The organism is Micromonospora sp. NPDC093243 (genome assembly GCF_044753725.1).
Taxonomy (GTDB): domain Bacteria; phylum Actinomycetota; class Actinomycetes; order Mycobacteriales; family Micromonosporaceae; genus Micromonospora.
The window spans coordinates 355,163-373,035 of the sequence record NZ_JBIVNT010000003.1; the positions used below are offsets into that span (position 1 = coordinate 355,163).

Annotated in this window: 13 protein-coding genes; 10 read left to right on the forward strand and 3 right to left on the reverse strand. The window is 73.7% G+C overall.

The genetic code is table 11. The features are described 5' to 3' along the window. The first annotated feature begins 41 nt into the window (after nucleotides 1-41). The 3 genes from ACIP9D_RS11295 to ACIP9D_RS11305 all read left to right on the forward strand — a co-directional run bounded on the left by ACIP9D_RS11295 (nucleotide 42) and on the right by ACIP9D_RS11305 (nucleotide 2,630). Nucleotides 42-1,046 (forward strand): methionine synthase, encoded by a 1,005-nt coding sequence (locus tag ACIP9D_RS11295; RefSeq protein WP_350869467.1) that lies wholly within the window; start codon nucleotides 42-44, stop codon nucleotides 1,044-1,046. 36 nt (nucleotides 1,047-1,082) lie between these two features. Beyond that, complete coding sequence (locus tag ACIP9D_RS11300; RefSeq protein WP_350869469.1) at nucleotides 1,083-1,451, forward strand: VOC family protein; 369 nt, start codon at nucleotides 1,083-1,085, stop codon at nucleotides 1,449-1,451. A gap of 153 nt (nucleotides 1,452-1,604) precedes the next feature. Continuing rightward, on the forward strand, nucleotides 1,605-2,630 hold the full coding sequence (locus ACIP9D_RS11305; RefSeq protein ID WP_350869471.1) for an ADP-ribosylglycohydrolase family protein: 1,026 nt from the start codon (nucleotides 1,605-1,607) through the stop codon (nucleotides 2,628-2,630). 90 nt (nucleotides 2,631-2,720) lie between these two features. Here the strand turns inward: ACIP9D_RS11305 and ACIP9D_RS11310 are convergent, their stop codons facing one another. After that, a complete protein-coding gene (locus ACIP9D_RS11310; RefSeq protein ID WP_350869473.1) occupies nucleotides 2,721-3,602 on the reverse strand; it encodes an NAD(P)-binding domain-containing protein in 882 nt (293 codons plus the stop codon). A gap of 95 nt (nucleotides 3,603-3,697) precedes the next feature. Between ACIP9D_RS11310 and ACIP9D_RS11315 the strand changes: the two genes are divergently transcribed. Continuing rightward, nucleotides 3,698-4,141: a helix-turn-helix domain-containing protein gene (locus ACIP9D_RS11315; RefSeq protein WP_350869475.1), complete on the forward strand. Its 444-nt coding sequence runs from the start codon at nucleotides 3,698-3,700 to the stop codon at nucleotides 4,139-4,141. Here ACIP9D_RS11315 and ACIP9D_RS11320 read toward each other — a convergent pair. Beyond that, nucleotides 4,058-4,573 (reverse strand): type II toxin-antitoxin system PemK/MazF family toxin, encoded by a 516-nt coding sequence (locus ACIP9D_RS11320; RefSeq protein ID WP_350869477.1) that lies wholly within the window; start codon nucleotides 4,571-4,573, stop codon nucleotides 4,058-4,060. The two genes, ACIP9D_RS11315 and ACIP9D_RS11320, sit on opposite strands and share 84 nt — an antisense overlap. Before the next feature lie 396 nt (nucleotides 4,574-4,969). Here ACIP9D_RS11320 and ligA point away from each other — a divergent pair, with 396 nt between their 5' ends. The 6 genes from ligA (at nucleotide 4,970) to ACIP9D_RS11350 (ending at nucleotide 16,131) form a co-directional block, all read left to right on the forward strand. Then, a complete protein-coding gene (gene ligA / locus ACIP9D_RS11325; protein WP_350869480.1) occupies nucleotides 4,970-7,105 on the forward strand; it encodes an NAD-dependent DNA ligase LigA in 2,136 nt (711 codons plus the stop codon). A 192-nt stretch (nucleotides 7,106-7,297) separates the two neighbouring features. Further along, the gene (locus ACIP9D_RS11330; RefSeq protein WP_350869482.1) at nucleotides 7,298-10,099 is read left to right on the forward strand and encodes a bifunctional diguanylate cyclase/phosphodiesterase; all 2,802 of its coding nucleotides are present in this window, start codon (nucleotides 7,298-7,300) and stop codon (nucleotides 10,097-10,099) included. A 242-nt stretch (nucleotides 10,100-10,341) separates the two neighbouring features. Beyond that, entirely contained in the window at nucleotides 10,342-10,647 is a 306-nt protein-coding gene (gatC, locus tag ACIP9D_RS11335; protein WP_350869484.1) for an Asp-tRNA(Asn)/Glu-tRNA(Gln) amidotransferase subunit GatC, read from the forward strand. Further along, nucleotides 10,644-12,119, forward strand: coding sequence for an Asp-tRNA(Asn)/Glu-tRNA(Gln) amidotransferase subunit GatA (gene gatA / locus ACIP9D_RS11340; RefSeq protein ID WP_350869487.1), 1,476 nt, complete (start codon nucleotides 10,644-10,646; stop codon nucleotides 12,117-12,119). The genes gatC and gatA overlap by 4 nt, the downstream gene beginning before the upstream one ends. 13 nt (nucleotides 12,120-12,132) lie before the next feature. Continuing rightward, entirely contained in the window at nucleotides 12,133-13,632 is a 1,500-nt protein-coding gene (gatB, locus tag ACIP9D_RS11345; RefSeq protein WP_350869489.1) for an Asp-tRNA(Asn)/Glu-tRNA(Gln) amidotransferase subunit GatB, read from the forward strand. A 141-nt stretch (nucleotides 13,633-13,773) separates the two neighbouring features. Further along, nucleotides 13,774-16,131 (forward strand): transketolase-like TK C-terminal-containing protein, encoded by a 2,358-nt coding sequence (locus ACIP9D_RS11350; RefSeq protein ID WP_350869491.1) that lies wholly within the window; start codon nucleotides 13,774-13,776, stop codon nucleotides 16,129-16,131. Nucleotides 16,132-16,279: 148 nt separating this feature from the next. Here ACIP9D_RS11350 and ACIP9D_RS11355 read toward each other — a convergent pair whose 3' ends face one another. Beyond that, nucleotides 16,280-17,857 carry a metallophosphoesterase gene (locus ACIP9D_RS11355; protein WP_350869492.1) on the reverse strand — a complete coding sequence of 526 codons (1,578 nt, stop codon included), beginning with the start codon at nucleotides 17,855-17,857 and terminating at the stop codon, nucleotides 16,280-16,282. Between the last annotated feature and the right edge of the window lie 16 nt (nucleotides 17,858-17,873).

A 17,873-nucleotide genomic window follows, 5' to 3' on the forward strand; every position in this document is an offset into this window, starting at 1 on the left:
GCTCCGGCCCCGGGCGGTCGCCCACCCGATACCCTGCGGCAGTGACAGATCAGGCATGGCCGTGGCCAGCCGGCGCGGCGACCGGCATCGGCTCGCTACCCGGCACCGACATCGCCGAGGCGCAGAGGATCGTCCTCGGTGAACTCCCGGCGCTGCCCCACCTGCCGGAGCTACCGGCGCGCGGCCCGGGCGCCGACCTGATCGGCCGCGGCGCCGGCCTGCTGGTCGAGCTGCCGGTGGAGTTGTACGCGGCCCGCTGGCGGATCGCCCCACGCCCCGGCCGCGATCTGCGCCGCGCGCGGGACCTGATGGAGCGCGACCTCGACCAGCTCGCCGAGCAGGCCGAGGAGTACGCCGGCCCGATCAAAGTGCAGGCCGCCGGGCCGTACACCCTGGCCGCTGCCGTGGAACTGCCGATCGGCGGCCGGCTGCTGCGCGACCCGGGGGCGGTCCGTGACCTCGCCGGGTCGCTCACCGAAGGGCTGCGCGGGCACCTCGCGGCGGTGGCCCGCCGGCTGCCCCGGGCCTCGGTGCTGCTTCAGCTCGACGAGCCGTCGCTACCGACGGTGCTTGCCGGCCGGGTGCCGACCGAGAGCGGCCTCGGCGTCTACCCGGCGGTGCAGTCGGAGGACGCCGCGGCGCTGCTGCGCTCGGTCGTCGAGGGCGTCGGGGTACCGACCGTGGTGCACTGCTGCGCGGCGGACGTGCCGATCGAGCTGATCCGCTCCACCGGCGCCGTCGGGGTCGCCCTCGACCTGGCGCTCGTCACCGACCTGGATCCGCTCGGCGAGGCGATCGACGCCGGGCTCGGGCTGCTGGCCGGCGCCGCGCCCACCAGCCCGCCGTCGACCGGTCGCGCGCCGACCTCGGCCGAGGTGGCGCAGCGGGTACGCCAGCTCTGGGACCGGCTGGGTTTCCCGCGCTCGCGCCTTTCGGAGCAGGTCGTGGTGACCCCGGCGTGCGGGTTGGCCGGCGCCACCCCGGCGTACGCCCGCGCCGTGCTCGCCGCGTGCCGCGACGCCGGGCGGCGGCTCGCCGAGGACTGAGGTTTCCCGTCGTACCCGCGGGGCAGGATCACCACCATGATTGGACAGTTGCGTTCAACGGTGATCGACTGCCCGAATCCGCGGGCCCTCGCCGCGTTCTACGCGGAACTGCTCGGCCTCGACCTGATCGAGGACAACTCCGACGGTGACGAGTGGGTGGTGCTCGGTGGCCGGCCGGGGCACCAGCCGCGGCTGGCGTTCCAGAAGGCGCTCAACCTGCGCGCGCCGGCCTGGCCCGATCCGGAGCGACCGCAGCAGTTCCACCTCGACGTCACGGTCGACGACATCGAGGCCGCCGAGAAGGCCGCGCTGGCGCTCGGTGCCCGGCGGCTCCCCGGTGAGGGCGAGGGCTTCCGGGTCTACGCCGACCCCGCCGGCCACCCGTTCTGCCTCTGCTGGGACTGAGCGCGGGCCGCCGGCGGTTCGGCGCTCGGCCGGCCTGGCGGTCGGCCCGGCCCGGCTGGTTGCGCGCCGGGCGGTCGGCCCGGTCGACGACCGGCGGCACGGCTGGCGGCCACGGCGGGGCGGCGCGCCTGGCCGGGGTGGCGGCCGGCGGGCATGATCACAGGCGTGATCGACTCCTCGCTCCGCCGGGCCGCCGGCTCGCTCTTCGGCCTCGCCTACGGTGACGCGCTCGGCAAGGAGACCGAGTTCCTCGCCGTTACCGAGATCGTCCGCCGTCACGGCCCGTCCGGCCCGCGCGAGCTCGTCGGAGATCCGGCGCTGGTCACCGACGACACCCAGATGGCGCTGGCGGTTGGCTGGGCACTGCGCGAGGCCCCGGCGCTGACCCCGGAGGCGGTCGAGCCGGCACTGCGGCGACGCTTCCTGGCCTGGGCGGCCAGCCCGGAGAACAACCGCGCTCCCGGCATGACCTGCCTGCGGGCCTGCGGCGAGCTGGGACGGGGGTTGCGCTGGCAGGAGGCCACCGTCGCCGGCTCGAAGGGCTGCGGGGCGAACATGCGGGTCACCCCGGTCGGGCTGCTCGACGTCGAGGTGGACACTCTCGCCGGGCTCGCCCAGCTCCAGGCCGGCCTGACCCACGGACACCCGACCGGGCTGGCGGCCAGCGAGCTCACCGCGTACGCGGTGCGGGTGCTGCTCGACGGCGTCGCGCTCACCGAGCTGCCCGCGCTGCTCGCCGATCGGGCCCGGTCGCAGCGGAGCGTCTACCGCGCCGACTGGCTCGGCGACCTGTGGCAGCGCACCGGGGCGACGAGCCCGGCGGAGTTCATCGCGGCGGGCTGGGACGAGTGCCTCGTCGCGCTCGACCGACTGGCCGAGGCGCTGGCCCGCCCCGACGACGGTGGCGATCCGTGCCGGCTGACCGGCGAGGGCTGGGTGGCCGAGGAGGCGCTGGCCACCGCCCTGTACTGCGCGCTGCGGCACGCCGACGACCCGGTCGGTGCGCTCGCCCGGGGTGCCACCACGGCGGGCGACTCCGACTCCATCGCGGCGCTCGCCGGCGCCTTCGTCGGCGCCGCCGCCGGCATGCCCGCCTGGCCCACCACCTGGGCCACCCGGATCGAGTACGCCGACCAGCTGACCACCCTCACCACCCCCGCCCGCGACCCGTCGCGGTGATCAAGAGATCTGAGTCAGATCGGCCCGCCCCGGTGACGCGAACCTCTTGATCACCGGGGCCGGAGCGGGGGGCGAGCGGCGAGCGGCCGGTCAGTGCACCAGCAGGTCGATCACGCCCGTCAGATCCTCCTCGCCACTGCCCTCGGCCAGGCGGCGGCGCATCAGCTCGAAGTAAGGGCTGAGCAGTTCCGGGCTGACCCCCTGCTGCTCGGCGGTGCTCAGGAAGGTCGGCGTGCCGGCCACCTGCATGGCGAGATTGGAGACGACACCCTTGGTGTAGTCGCCGCTGCGCAACTGCTCGGCGGTCTGGTGAACTGCCGGGGCCATCGCGACGAGCCAGTCGGCGAGCAGCGGGGCGAGCGACGCGGGGTCGATGTCCTCCTTGCGGATCAGGGCGAAGGCGTGCGAGGTTCCGGCGAACATCCCGTACATGGCGCTGAGCAGGGCCACGTCGTGCAGGGCTGCGAAGCCCGCGTCCTCGCCGACGTAGGTGGTGCCGACCGGGACGCCCAATGTCTCCTGGTGCTGCTCGAACAGCTCCCGCGAGCCGCTGTAGAAGACGTAGCCGCCGGCTTCCGGCACGCCGATCATCGGAGGGACAGCCATGATCCCGCCGTCCAGATAGCGGGCGCCGCGCTCGCCGGCCCACTCGGCGCGGGCGCGGGCCTGGGCAGGGGTGCTGGTGGTGAGGTTGACCAGGTCCCTGCCGGCCAGGTCGGTGTCAGCCAGCACCTCGTCGACAGAGGTGTCGTCCAACAGACAAACGACGACCAGGGTGTTCGCTGCGACCGCCTCAGCGGCGCTGTCCGCGACCCTCGCACCCTCGACGGCGAGCGCTGCGGCGCGGGCCGGGGTTCGGTTCCAGACGGTGAGCGGGTGGCCGGCGGCAAGCCAGGTACGGGCCAGCGCGGTGCCCATCGCGCCGAGGCCCAGCATCGTGACGGAGGTCTTCTCAACGGTGTTCTGTGCCATGCCGATTAGGCTGGTCACCGGCCCGGAGGTGATCAAGTACGCACTTCGGAGTGGGTGGTTACCCCGGGGTGAGCGAGCACGTCGGAAGGTGGGGCATGACGACGCTGAACCGGCCGGGCGCACCAGACGGACACGCCTGCGGGATCGACGCCGCGATGGAGGTGATCGGCGGCAAGTGGAAGGTGCTGATCCTCTGGGCGCTCCACGAGCATCCCTACCGCCGCTTCGGCGAGCTGCGTCGGTTGCTTCCGGGGATCACCGAGAAGGTGCTGGCCTCTCACCTACGTGAGCTGGAATCGGACCGCGTCGTGCACCGCGTCTCCTACGACGAGGTGCCGCCCCGTGTCGAGTACTCGCTGACCGAGGACGGCAAGCGCCTCAACGACGCACTCGAGCCGCTGGCCGCCTGGGGACGCGAGCGGCCGACCGCTCGACGGCTGGGAGCAGAGGGCGGTCTAGGGGGAGAGGTGGGGCAGGGCGCGGAGGCGGCGCCAGAGGGCCGGATCGCAGTCACCGGCGCGGTCCTCGAAGGCCGGTAGGGCCACCCGGATCGGGTCGCTCAGGTCGAGGTAGCTGTCGTGGTCGGCGTCCGGATCCCAGTCGCGGGTCGGGATCGGCACGTGGTCGTCGCGGTCGCTCTTGTCCTGACTGGTGATCTTGAGGACGTCGGCGCCGCGGGCGTCGGCGCGTAGCACCAGGCACGGGCGAACCTTCGCGCCGCTGCCGTCGGCGAACGGGACCTCGGCCCACCAGATCTCACCGGGGCGGGGCGCACCGGCCGGTGCCCGGTCGGCGGCGCGAGGCCGGGGTGGCGCGCCCGTCCGGCCGGGTCCACGGGTCGGGGCGGAGCGCCCGGCCGGCCGGTTCCGGGCCGCGTCCCGGCGGGTGGTCCGCTGCCGCCGGTCCTGCCAGGCCCAGCCAGCCGCCACCGCCAGCACGATCGCGGCCGCCCAGAGCAACCATTCCGGCATCCGTATCCCTGCCTCTCGCCTGCCGCCCGGCGCGGTGCGGCGATCCTCGCACGCCACCCGGCCCACCGTCCGGCTGGCGCCGCGCGGCGGCGCGCCGGAGCGCGGCGCGGCGGGTACCGAGGGCGCGGCGGATGCGGCGGTGCGGTCGATGCCGGCGCGGCGGACGCGGCGGTGCGCCGCGTGCGGTCGATGCCGGCGCGGCGGATGCGGCGGTGCGTGGGGTGGTGGGATGCAGCCGGCGGTGCGGTCGATGCCGGCGCGGCGGTTGCGGCGGTGCGTGGGGTGGTGGGATGCAGCCGACGGTGCGGTGGGTGGGCGGCGGATTGTCCCACCGGCCCGATACCGTGCCGGAGTAGCGTGATCAGGGGAGGTCAGAGCGTGTCCGAAGGTGGCGGCGTGTCCGAGGAGCAGATCGGCCAGCAGGTCAGCCCGGCGCAGGAGGCGGCGGCGGGTGGCGAGCCGACGCCGGAGGCGCGTGAGCGGCACACCACGCTCAGCCGCGAGCTGACCGAGCACCAATACCGCTACTACGTGCTCGATGCGCCCACGATCTCCGACGCCGAGTTCGACCGCCAGCTGCGTGAGCTGGAGGCGCTGGAGGCGGAGTTCCCGGCACTGCGCACGCCCGACTCGCCCACCCAGCGGGTCGGTGGCACCTTCTCCACCGACTTCGCCCCGGTCACCCACGCCGAGCGGATGCTCTCCCTCGACAACGCCTTCGCCGACGAGGAGCTGGCGGCCTGGGCCGAGCGGGTCGAGCGCGACGCCGGCGGGCCGGTGCCCTACCTGTGCGAGCTCAAGGTGGACGGCCTGGCCATCAACCTCACCTACGAGAAGGGTCGGCTGGTCCGGGCGGCCACCCGCGGCGACGGCCGCACCGGCGAGGACGTCACCGCCAACGTGCGCAGCATCCGCGACGTGCCGGGTCAGCTCGCCCCGTCGGCCGAGTTCCCCGACGTGCCCGAGCTGCTCGAGGTCCGGGGTGAGATCTACTTCCCGGTGGCCGCCTTCGCCGACCTCAACGCCGGCCTCGTCGAGCAGGGCAAGGCGCCCTTCGCCAACCCGCGTAACGCGGCCGCCGGCAGCCTGCGGCAGAAGGATCCGCGGGTCACCGCGTCACGACCGCTGCGCTTGGTGGTGCACGGCATCGGCGCCCGGCGCGGCTTCCAGCCGGTGGCTCAGTCCGAGTCCTACGCGGCGCTCAAGGCGTGGGGTCTGCCGACCAGCGACCGTTGGCGGGTGGTGCCCGATCTCGGTGGCGTCGCCGACTACATCGCCCACTACGCCGAGCACCGGCACGACGTCGAGCACGAGATCGACGGCGTGGTGGTCAAGGTCGACCCGGTCTCCATCCAGGGCCGGCTCGGCTCGACCAGCCGGGCTCCGCGGTGGGCGATCGCCTTCAAATATCCGCCCGAGGAAGTCACCACCAAGCTGCTCGACATCGACGTCAACGTCGGGCGTACCGGGCGGGTCACTCCGTTCGCGGTGCTCGAACCGGTGCGGGTGGCCGGTTCCACGGTGGCGCTGGCCACCCTGCACAACGCGCGCGAGGTCGAGCGTAAGGGGGTGCTGATCGGCGACACCGTGGTGCTGCGCAAGGCCGGCGACGTGATCCCCGAGGTGCTCGGCCCGGTGGTCGACCTGCGGCCGGCCGACGCCCGGCCGTTCGTGATGCCGACCAGCTGCCCGGCCTGCGGCACTCCACTCGCCCCCGCCAAGGAGGGCGACGTCGACATCCGCTGCCCCAACACCCGCAGCTGCCCGGCCCAGCTGCGCGAGCGGGTCTTCCACCTCGCCGGCCGTGGCGCGTTCGACATCGAGGTGCTCGGCTACAAGGGCGCCGCGGCGCTGCTCGACGCCGAGATCATCCAGGACGAGGGCGACCTATTCCTGCTCGACGCCGAGCAGCTGCGCCGGTCGCCGTTCTTCGTCAACAAGGACGGCAGCCTGGGCAGCAACGCCGCCAAGCTGCTCGACAACCTCGCCGTGGCCAAGGAGCGGGACCTGTGGCGGGTGCTGGTGGCGCTCTCCATCCGGCACGTGGGCCCGACCGCGGCGCAGGCGCTCGCCCGGCACTTCCGGTCCATCGAGGCGATCGACAAGGCCAGCGAGGAGGAGCTCGCCTCGGTCGACGGGGTCGGCCCGACCATCGCCGCGAGCATCCGCGAGTGGTTCGCGGTGGACTGGCACCGCGAGGTCGTCCGCAAGTGGGGCGAGGCCGGCGTACGGATGGCGGAGGAGGCGGTCGACGAGGGCCCCCGACCGCTGGAGGGGATCACCGTGGTGGTCACCGGGACGCTCGCCGGGTTCTCCCGCGACCAGGCCGCCGAGGCGGTGCAGAGCCGAGGCGGCAAGGTGAGCGGCTCGGTCTCCAAGAAGACCGGCTTCGTGGTGGTGGGCGACAACCCGGGGTCCAAGGCGGACAAGGCGGCCAGCCTCAAGGTGCCGGTGCTCGACGAGGACGGCTTCCGCCGGCTGCTCGACGCCGGCCCGGAGGCCGCCCGCGAGGTCGCCCGCGTCGAGGAGTGACGGCCGGCCGGTGGGTGGCGCCGCCGGCTGACGCCCGGCTATCGGCCTCCTGCGCGCCGGCTGACCGCGTATACCAACTTAATTACGACTACGACCGATTCGTGACTGTCATACCGGGAAACCCGCCACCGAGGGCGTTTCATTGGTGCACGGCGCGTGAACGGGCGCGCCGACCGCTTTCCGGGAGGTGTGATGGAGGTCGCCGATCCGCGCAACCTCATCCCGCCCGGGCGGCTGGGGCCGTTCACCGCCTTCATCGGCGCGGTCCTGACGGCGGCGCTGCTCTTCTCCGTCGGTCCACTCGCGACGCTGCCGGATCAGCTGCCCGACCTGCCGGTGGCGTTCTGGACGATGGCGGCCCTGGCCGTCGTCTGTGACGCCCGGCCCTTCGTCCCGCCCGGGCGGCGGCAGTCCTCCGCGGTCTTCCCGTCCACCTGCTTCACCTTCGCCATCCTGCTCGGGTGGGGTCTGGGCCCGGCGGTGGCGGTGCAGGCGGTGGCCGTGATCGTCTCCGGCTGGCGACTGCGGCACGCCGCCTGGCGCACCGCGTTCAACGTCGGCCAGTACGCCTGCGCCCTCGCCGCCGCGTACGCGATCACCCGGCTCGGGCCGGGCACCATCTTCGCGGGCGGTGCGCTGCACTCCTCCGACGTGCTGGCGGTCGCCGGCGCGACGGTGGCCTGGTTCGTGGTCAACTACGGGCTGGTCAGCGCGGCCGTCCGGCTCCGCTTCGGCGACCGGTGGTGGCCGAGTTTCCGCCAGGGGCTGGCGTTCGAGCTGCTCTCCACCGGGTCGCTGCTGCTGCTCGCACCGGTGCTGGTCGCGGCGGCCCACACCAGCGCGGCGCTGATCCCGCTGGTGCTGGTGCCGCTCTTCGCCGTCTACCGGATGGCTCGGCTCACCGTCGAGCAGCAGCAGCTCGCCTCCCTCGACCCGCTCACCGGCCTGCCGAACCGCAAGGCGCTGCTGGCCGAGGTCGCCGAGCAGGTGCACCTGCACGCCGAACGATCGGGGCGTGGAGAGCCCGACGGGCACCTGGCGCTGCTCCTGATCGACCTGGACCGGTTCAAGAACGTCAACGACGCGCTCGGGCACGCGGTGGGCGACCGGCTGCTGGTCGAGGTCAGCCAGCGGCTGACCGCCGTGGTGGACGGCCGGGACATGGTCGCTCGGCTCGGCGGGGACGAGTTCGCCATCGTGATGACCGGCCTGCTGGACGTCGCCGAGGCCCGCGACCTGGCCGACCGGGTGGTGCGGGCGCTCGCCGAGCCGGTGCCGCTGGACGGGTTGCCGCTGGACGTCGGCGGGTCGATCGGCATCGCGCTCTTCCCCGAGCACGGCGAGGACTTCGCCACCCTGATGCGCCACGCCGACGTGGCGATGTACGACGCCAAGCACCGCAACGACACCGTCGCCGTCTACGCCGCGGAGTCCGACCACAACTCCGCCGAGCGGCTCGGTCTCCTCGCCGACCTGCGCCGCGTACTCGATGCCGGTCCGGCCCTCGACGACCCCGCCGTCGGTGCGGAGGCCGATGCTCCGGGCCAGGGCCGGTCGGCCGTCGCGGAGACACCCGGGCCGGGCTCGGCGCGCCCGGTCGCCGAGACACCGGGTGGGGCACGCGGCGGGGACGGTGCCGCGCTCGCCGCCCCCGACGACGACACCCCCGCCGTTCTACTCGCCGCTTCCGAGGACCGTGGCGTTGTCGCCGGTAGCGGCGGCGATGCGGGTGCCGCTGGCGCCGCGCTCGCCGGCGACAGCGCCGGCACGACGGCCGTCGCCGCCACGCCGGACGGCGGCCGGTTCGCCCGGTGGCGGCTGCGCCGCCGCGGCCCCCGGCCCGAGGTGGTGCCCGACGACGAGCTGATCAGCCAGATCGTGACCGGGGCCGACCCGACCCGTCGGCGCGCCGGCCGGCCGGTTACGGCGGTGGTCGATCGGGGATCGGTCATCGACCGGCGACCGGCCGTCGGCCGGGGCGCAGCCGCCGAGCGCCGAACCGGCGACGCGCCATCGACGGAGTCGGACGCCGGGACGGACTCGGGCGGGCCGGCGGCGGGTGCCGGATTCGACTCCGGCGCCGAGGGCCGGCGAGCGGGCGGGAGGCCGGGGCAGGACCGGCCCGGAGCGGGCCTGCCTGCCCTGGTCAACGGCGATCGCCCGCACCGGGGGCGCTCCGGCGGGCGGGACGCGGAGACCGACCAGGCCGCCGACGCAGGCGAGATCACCATGTACTACCAGCCGCAGATCGCCATCGCCACCGGCGAGGTGGTGGGCGTCGAGGCGCTGCTGCGCTGGCGGCACCCGCGCCGCGGAATGGTCGACCCGGAAGAGCTGATCAAGGTCGCCGAGCAGAGCGCGGTGATGCGGCTGCTCACCCGCCGGGTGGTGGACGACGTGGTGGAGCAGCTCGCCAAGTGGTCGGCCGCCGGCATCGGGCTGCGGGCCGCGCTCAACGTGAGCGTCCGGGACCTGCACACCGGCGAGATCGCCGACCAGATCGCCGACCGGCTGGCCCGGTACGGCGTACCGCCGGGACGGCTGCAACTGGAAATCACCGAGGGGGCGCTGATGGCCGACCCCCGCCGGGTGCTGGCCACCATCTCCCGGCTGCATCGCATCGGGGTGGCGATCGCCCTGGACGACTTCGGCACCGGCTACTCGTCCCTGCAACACCTGCGCCGACTGCCGCTCTCCGAGGTGAAGGTGGACCGCAGTTTCGTGCTCGGGATGGCCGACGACGCCGACGACGCGGCGATCGTCCGGTCGATGATCGAGCTGGCCGGGGCGCTCGGCCTGCGGGTGGTCGCCGAGGGGGTGGAGGACGAGCGGACCTGGCGGATGCTGCACGCCGCCGGCTGCGATGCCGCCCAGGGCTGGTTCTACGCCCGGCCGATGCCCGCCGAGGAGCTGGTCACCTGGCTGGCCCGGTATCGCCCGGTGCGCCCCACCGGCGGCCCCGACCCGGGCGCCCGCCGTAGACACGCCCGCTAGCCCGTGTCGGCTTCCCCGCCGAGAGCGCCGGGTGTGGCGCGGCGCACCCGTCCGGGTGGTCGGCGAAGCCGCTGGGCGCCCCCGCCGGCGGCGCCGGATGCGTCCGGTTGCCGGGCGGAGGGGGAGTCGGGGACGCGGCCCCGGCGCGGAACAATAGACTCGCTCCGGTCACCGCGCGTCACTCCGCATCGCCGCGCGGTCGGCAGACAGCCGGACCTAGGACCGTCATGAAGGGGGCACCGATGGCCGCCATCTCCCGCGAGGAGGTCGCGCACCTCGCGCGCCTGTCGCGGCTTGCCGTCACCGAGGAGGAGCTGGACACCTTCGCTGGCCAGCTCGACGTGATCCTCCAGGCGGTCGCCCAGGTCGGCAAGGTCGCCGCGGCGGACATCCCGCCGACCTCGCACTCGGTGCCGCTGACCAACGTGCTCCGTGAGGACGTCGAGACGCCCTGTCTGACTCCCGAGGAGGCGCTGTCGGGCGCACCCGACGTGGCGGAGCAGCGGTTCCGCGTACCGCGGATCCTGACCGAGGATGTGGCCTCATGAGCGACCTGACCAGAATGACCGCGACGGAGCTCGCCGGCCTGGTGGCCGGCGGCGAGGCCTCCGCCGTCGAGGTCACCCAGGCCCACCTGGACCGGATCGGCGCGGTCGACGAGCGGGTGCACGCGTTCCTGCACGTCGACGGCGAGGGCGCGCTGGCCTCGGCCCGCGCGGTGGACGAGCGCCGCGCGGCCGGCGAGCCGCTCGGCCCGCTGGCCGGTGTGCCGGTCGCGGTCAAGGACGTGCTCGCCACCCGAGGCGTGCCGACCACCGTCGGCTCGAAGATCCTCGAGGGCTGGCGCCCGCCGTACGACGCGACGATCGTCGAGCGGCTGCGCGCGGCCGGCACGGTGATGCTCGGCAAGACCAACATGGACGAGTTCGCCATGGGCTCCTCCACGGAATACTCCGCGTACGGCGTGACCCACAATCCGTGGGACCTGAGCCGGATCCCGGGCGGCTCCGGCGGCGGCAGCGCGGCGGCCCTCGCCGCGTACGAGGCGCCGCTGGCGATCGGTTCGGACACCGGCGGCTCGATCCGCCAGCCCGGCGCGGTCACCGGCACCGTGGGCGCGAAGCCCACCTACGGCGGCACCTCCCGCTACGGCCTGGTGGCGTTCTCCTCGTCGCTGGACACGCCCGGCCCGTGCGCGCGTACCGTGCTGGACGCCGCGCTGCTGCACCAGGTCATCGGCGGGCACGACCCGCGCGACTCGACCTCCATCCCGCAGCCGGTGCCGGACGTGGTGGCCGCGGCGAAGCTCGGCGCGAGCGGCGACCTGACCGGCGTGAAGCTCGGCATCGTGACCGAGTTCATCGGCGAGGGCGCCGAGCCGGGCGTGATGGCGGCGTTCCGCGAGGCGGTCGACGCGCTGACCAAGCTGGGTGCGGAGATCGTCGAGGTGTCCTGCCCCAACTTCACCTACGCGCTGCCGGCGTACTACCTGATCGCGCCGAGCGAGTGTTCCTCCAACCTGGCCCGGTTCGACGGCGTCCGGTTCGGCCTGCGGGTCGGCGACGACGGCAACCGGTCGCTGGAGGAGGTCATGTCGCTGACCCGCGAGGCCGGCTTCGGTCCCGAGGTCAAGCGCCGCATCATGCTCGGCACGTACGCACTCTCCTCGGGTTACTACGACGCCTACTACGGCCAGGCGCAGAAGGTCCGCACCCTGATCACCCGGGACTTCACCGCGGCGTTCGAGCAGGTGGACGCGCTGATCTCGCCGACCACCCCGTTCGTGGCGTTCCCGATCGGCGCGCGCACCGCCGACCCGTACCAGATGTACCTGGCCGACCTGTTCACCATCCCGACCAACCTGTACGGCGGTCCGGGCATCTCGGTGCCGTGCGGGCTCTCCGACGGTCTGCCGGTTGGTCTGCAGGTGATGGCCCCGACGATGGCCGACGACCGGATGTACCGGGTCGCCGCCGCGTTGGAGAGCGCCGTCGGCACGTTCACCCCACCGGCACTGTGAGGCAGGAGCACCGATGACGACGACACTGCCCGCGTACGACGAGGTCGTGGCGCGCTACGAACCGGTGATCGGCCTGGAGACCCACGTCGAGCTGGGCACCCGCACCAAGATGTTCTGCGGCTGCCCGACCGACTTCGGCGGCGAGCCGAACACCCGGACCTGCCCGGTCTGCCTGGGCCTGCCGGGCTCGCTGCCGGTGGCGAACAAGGCGGCCATCGAGGCGACGATCCGGATCGGTCTGGCGCTGAACTGCTCCATCGCCGAGTGGTGCCGGTTCGCCCGGAAGAACTACTTCTATCCGGACATGCCGAAGGACTTCCAGATCAGCCAGTACGACGAGCCGCTCTGCTTCGACGGCTACCTGGACGTCGAGGTCAACGGGGAGCTGGTGCGGATCGGCATCGAGCGGGTGCACCTCGAGGAGGACACCGGCAAGACGCTGCACGTCGGCGGCGCCACCGGGCGGATCCACGGCGCGACCGAGTCGCTGGTCGACTACAACCGGGCCGGCATCCCGCTCGTCGAGATCGTCACCAAGCCGGTCCCCGGCACCGGTGAACTCGCACCCGAGGTGGCCCGCGCCTACGTCACCGAGCTGCGTGACGTGATCCGCTCGCTGGGCGTCTCCGACGTCCGGATGGAGGAGGGTTCGCTGCGCTGCGACGTGAACACGTCGCTGAACCTGCCCGGGCAGGAGTGGGGCACCCGTACCGAGACGAAGAACGTCAACTCGCTGCGCTCCGTCGAGCGGGCGGTGCGTTCGGAGATGCTGCGCCAGGCGTCGGTGCTCGACGCGGGGGGCCGGATCACCCAGGAGACCCGGCACTTCCACGAGGACACCGGCGACACCACCCCGGGCCGGTCCAAGGAGACCGCGACCGACTACCGGTACTTCCCCGAGCCGGACCTGGTGCCGCTGGCGCCGGACCCGGCCTGGGTGGCCGAGCTGAAGGCAGCTCTGCCGGAGCTGCCCCGGGTGCACCGGCGCCGGCTCCAGGAGCAGTGGGGCCTCTCCGACCTGGACATGCAGTCGGTGCTCAACGCCGGCGCGGTCGAGTTGATCGAGCAGACCGTGGCCGCCGGCGCCAGCCCGGCCGCGGCTCGCAAGTGGTGGCTCGGCGAGCTGTCCCGGCGGGCCAACGAGACCGGCGTGGAGCTGACCGACATCGGGGCCACCCCGGCCCAGGTGGCCGAGCTGCAGGGCCTGGTCGACGCCGGCAAGCTCAACGACAAGCTGGCCCGGACGGTGCTGGAGGGTGTGGTCGCCGGCGAGGGTTCGCCGACCGAGATCATGGCCAACCGGAACCTGGAGGTCGTCTCGGACACCGGCGCGCTCACCGCCGCGGTGGACGAGGCGATCGCCGCCAACCCGGCGATCGCCGAGAAGGTCCGCAGCGGCAAGGTCGCCGCGGCCGGCGCCCTGGTCGGGGCGGTCATGAAGACCACCCGCGGCCAGGCCGACGCCAAGACCGTCCGTGAACTGATCCTGGCCCGCCTCGGCGTCCAGGGCTGACTCTGCGGCCAAGGGCCCTTTCCGACGCCTCCGGGCGGCGGAGGGGGCCCTTGCTGACACCCCCGCCGCTCGCCGTCCCGGCCGGCGCGACCCCGCACCCCCCTCGGAAGGCGTCAACGGCGACGCCCGGATGGAGCCACCGTGAACCAGCACGACCTCGACGTCCTCGACGAGATCCAGCGGCGGGTGCTCTGGCTCGCCACCCGGATCGTGGACGCGGCGAACCATGACCGGAGCACCGGCGACGGTGTGAAGGTCGGCGGGCACCAGGCGTCCAGCGCCTCGCTGGTCACCGCGATGACCGCGCTCTGGTTCGCGCACCTGGACGGCGCCGACCGGGTGGCGGTCAAGCCGCACGCCTCCCCGGTGTTCCACGCCATCCAGTACCTGCTGGGCAACCTCGACCGCTCCTACCTCACCCGGCTACGGGCCCGCGGCGGCCTGCAGTCCTACCCGTCGCGCACGAAGGACCCGGACGAGGTCGACTTCTCCACCGGCTCGGTGGGCCTCGGCGCGGCGGCGCCGCTCTTCGCCGCGGCCACCCGGCGCTACGTCGACGCGCACTTCGGCGCCCGGCCGCGGTCCCGGTTCATCGCGCTGATCGGTGACGCCGAGCTGGACGAGGGCAACATCTGGGAGGCCGTCGCCGACCCGGCCACCACCGGCCTCGGCGACGTCATGTGGCTGGTCGACTTCAACCGCCAGTCGCTGGACCGGGTGGTGCCCGGGGTGCGGATCAACCAGTGGCGGGGTCAGTTCGAGGCGGCCGGCTGGCACGTGGTCGAGGTCAAGTACGGCCGCAAGCTCGCCGCGGCGTACGACCGACCGGGCGGGTCCGCGCTGCGTGACTGGATCGACGCGATGCCCAACGAGCAGTACCAGTCGCTCTTCGGGCTGGCCGGGCCGGCGCTGCGCAAGCAGTTCCTCGACGGCGCGCCGGCCGAGGTGGGCGCGTTCGTGGCGGACATCGGAGACGACGAGCTGGGCCCGCTCGTCACCGACCTGGGCGGGCACGACCTGGCGGCGCTGCTCGACGCGTACGCCCAGTGCGACGCGGTCACCGACCGGCCCAGCGTGGTGTTCGCGTACACGGTGAAGGGTTGGGGACTGCCGATCGCCGGCAACCCGCGCAACCACTCCGCGCTGCTCACCGGCGAGCAGGTCGAGGCGCTGCGGGCCGCGCACGGGTTGACGCCGGAGACCGAGTGGGACCGGCTCGACCCGGCGTCGGAGGCCGGCATCCGGGCCGGCGAGCGCCGGGAGGCGCTGGCCCGCGCGCCGCGCGAACGGGCCCTGGGGGTCACCGTCCCGGAGAGCACCCGGGTACGCGCGAACAAGCCGGTCTCGACCCAGGAGGTCTTCGGTCGGGTGTTGGTGGAGCTGGCCCGGGACGCCGAGGTGGGCCGGCACCTGGTGACCACCGCCCCCGACGTGGCCACCTCCACCAACCTCGCCGGGTTCATCAACAAGACCGGGGTGTTCGCCCCGACCGCCCAGCGCTCCTGGACCGAGGACCGGATGCTGCGCTGGACCGAGGGCCCGACCGGGCAGCACATCGAGCTGGGCATCTCGGAGATGAACCTGTTCCTGCTGCTGGGTCAGCTCGGCCTCGCCTGGGATCTCTCCGGTCAGCCGCTGCTGCCGGTGGGCACGGTCTACGACCCGTTCGTGCTGCGCGGGCTGGACGCCTTCCTCTACGGCACCTACTCCGGCTCGCGGTTCGTGGTCGCCGGCACCCCGTCCGGGATCACCCTGGCCCCCGAGGGCGGCGCGCACCAGTCGACCATCACCGCCTCGGTCGGGCTGGAGCTGCCGGGAGTGACCTTCGTCGAGCCGGCGTACGCGGTCACCCTGGACTGGCTGCTCTGCGACGCCCTCGGCCAGATCGCCGCCGGGGCGGCCCCGCCGGCGACGGCCGCGCCGGCCGAGGACGGCGCGTACTACTTCCGGCTCAGCACGAGGCCGCTGGACCAGGCCCCGTTCGAGGCGGCCCGGGCCCGGCTGGGCGACGCGGTGCTGCGCCGGCAAGCGGTGGCCGGCGCGTACCGGCTGGTCGACGCCCACCAGGCGTACCCGCACCTGGTCGACGCACCGGTGGTGCAGCTGGCCGCGTCGGGCGCGGTGCTGCCCGAGGTGCTCGCCGCAGCGGCGGAGCTGGCCGACGAGGGCATCGCCGCGCACGTCGTGGACATCACCTCGCTGGACCGGCTCTACCGGGCCTGGCAGCGCACCCTGCGGCAGGGCGTGCGCACCGCGACGGTGCCGAGCGTGCCGGGGGCGCTCCGATCGGCCTTCGACCATCGGGCGCCGGTGGTCACGGTGCACGACGCGGCCTCGCACGCGATGGCCTGGCTCGGCTCCGCGCTGGGTGTGCCCGCGGTACCGCTCGGGGTGGACGAGTTCGGCCAGTCCGGCAGCGTCGCCGAGCTGTACGAGCTGCACGACCTGCTGCCTGGCAGCATCGTCAACGCCGCCCTGGCCGCCCTCTCCCTACGCTGACGGCCCTGCCCCCACCCCACCCCCCCACCCCTACCCGCCGATCATGCAGTTGTGGTGCCTGTTGTGCGATCATTCGTACCTTTGGTCCCCCACCACAACTGCATGATCGGCGGGGCGCGCGGGGCGCGAGGGCGCGCGGGCGCGGGGGTTAGCGGGTCGGGGTTGGGGTGACCGGGACCGGGTCGCCGGCCTTCGGGTCCTGGATCACGTGCCGCTCCAGGCTCACCTGGGCCTGGCCGGTGCCGCCCACGGTGATGTCGTCGTACGCCTGGAGCAGTTTGTCCTTGTTGTCGAAGTAGAGCACGCTCATCGACAGCGGGGTTGGCTTCTCACCCTCCAGGCCACGCAGCCCGGCGCCGCCGGTGGAGCCCTCCACCATCAGCTGGGTCGGCATCTGCCCCGGCTGCTGCGGCAGCTTGGAGACCTGCCGGGCGTGGGTGTGCCCGGCCAGCACCAGCGGGCAGGTGCCGGAGAGCGGGCCGGCCGACGCCGGGTCGTGCACCAGCGCGATGTTCACCGGTCGGGGCGAGCTGCGTACGGTGCTGGCGAGCTGCTCGCCGACGCCGATCACCTGTTCGGCCACCTGCTTGGTGAGCCCACTGCCGGCCGGAGAGGTGTTCTTGTCCGGGGTGAACCGCGGGTCGCCGATGCCGGCGATGGTGAGCCCGGCGACCGTGGTGGTGGTGTTGTCCAGCACGATCGCGTTCGGCTGCCGGGCCACCGCCGCGGCGGTCCGGTTCGAGTCGTGATTACCCCGGATGAACACGTACGGCTTGCGCAGCAGCCCGATCGAGCCGACGAATGACGCCTCCGGCTCACTGCCCCAGTCGGTGATGTCCCCGGTGTCGATCACCACGTCGATGTCGAACTGTTCCACCACCGTCCGGATCAGCTGCCAACCGGTCGGGTTGAGGTGCATGTCCGAGACGTGCAGCACCCGGGTGGTGTCCGGCGCGGGCTCGAGCACCGGCAGCGCCGACACGGTGGTGTAGAGCTGGCTGACGTTGCCGACCAACCGTTGGAGCTGCTCGGCGTAGCGGGTGTAGTCGTTGGCGATCCGCCGCGCGTCGCCGACGATCGCCGGTGCGTTGACCAGCAGCCCCTCGTACCGTGGCTCCTCGATCGCCTGCGGGCGCACGCTCGCCGCGGCCGCCCCCAGGCTGCCGACGGTGACCAGCAGCGCCAACCCGCCCGCCCAGGCCGTGCGGCGCACGTTCCGGAAGACCAACGCGGCCAGCAGCAGGGTGGCCAGCACCGCGGCGCCGACGGTACGCAGCCCCAGCCGCATCACCCCGGACCGGACGTCCTCGACGGCGGACTGGCTGGCCCGCTGGATGCTCGCCGGGTCGTCGATCAGCGCCTCGGTACGCCCCTGGTCGAGCGCGCCGAGCCGGACGGTCAGCCGGGTCGGCCCGTCATGGCTGTTCAGCAGCAGCGCTCCCAGCGGCGGGACGTCGACGGTGGTTCCCCCGTCGGTGGTCGGGGTGAGGGTGAGGGTCGCCTGGAACGGTCCGATGTCGGTGTCCACCCGGCCTCCGCCGAGGACGCCGAGCACCACCCCGGTCACCGTGACCGTTGCCACCGCCAGCATGAGCCCGGCCAGCCGCAGCGCGCGGAACCAGCCGGACCGGGGCTCGCCGCGACGCGCCGTCCAGCGGCGGCGACGGCCGGCCGCCGGGGACTGGTCGTCCCCGGTGGCGTGCTCCTCGTTCTGCTGCCCGTCCATGGTGAAATCCTGACCT

Coding starts and splice junctions, on each gene's coding strand:
- ACIP9D_RS11315 (WP_350869475.1), top strand. CDS start 3,698: ATGACGACGCTGAACCGGCCGGGCGCACCAGACGGACACGCCTGCGGG.
- ACIP9D_RS11300 (WP_350869469.1), top strand. CDS start 1,083: ATGATTGGACAGTTGCGTTCAACGGTGATCGACTGCCCGAATCCGCGG.
- ACIP9D_RS11355 (WP_350869492.1), bottom strand. CDS start 17,857: ATGGACGGGCAGCAGAACGAGGAGCACGCCACCGGGGACGACCAGTCC.
- ACIP9D_RS11320 (WP_350869477.1), bottom strand. CDS start 4,573: ATGCCGGAATGGTTGCTCTGGGCGGCCGCGATCGTGCTGGCGGTGGCG.
- ACIP9D_RS11305 (WP_350869471.1), top strand. CDS start 1,605: ATGATCACAGGCGTGATCGACTCCTCGCTCCGCCGGGCCGCCGGCTCG.
- gatC (WP_350869484.1), top strand. CDS start 10,342: ATGGCCGCCATCTCCCGCGAGGAGGTCGCGCACCTCGCGCGCCTGTCG.
- ACIP9D_RS11330 (WP_350869482.1), top strand. CDS start 7,298: ATGGAGGTCGCCGATCCGCGCAACCTCATCCCGCCCGGGCGGCTGGGG.
- gatB (WP_350869489.1), top strand. CDS start 12,133: ATGACGACGACACTGCCCGCGTACGACGAGGTCGTGGCGCGCTACGAA.
- ACIP9D_RS11310 (WP_350869473.1), bottom strand. CDS start 3,602: ATGGCACAGAACACCGTTGAGAAGACCTCCGTCACGATGCTGGGCCTC.
- gatA (WP_350869487.1), top strand. CDS start 10,644: ATGAGCGACCTGACCAGAATGACCGCGACGGAGCTCGCCGGCCTGGTG.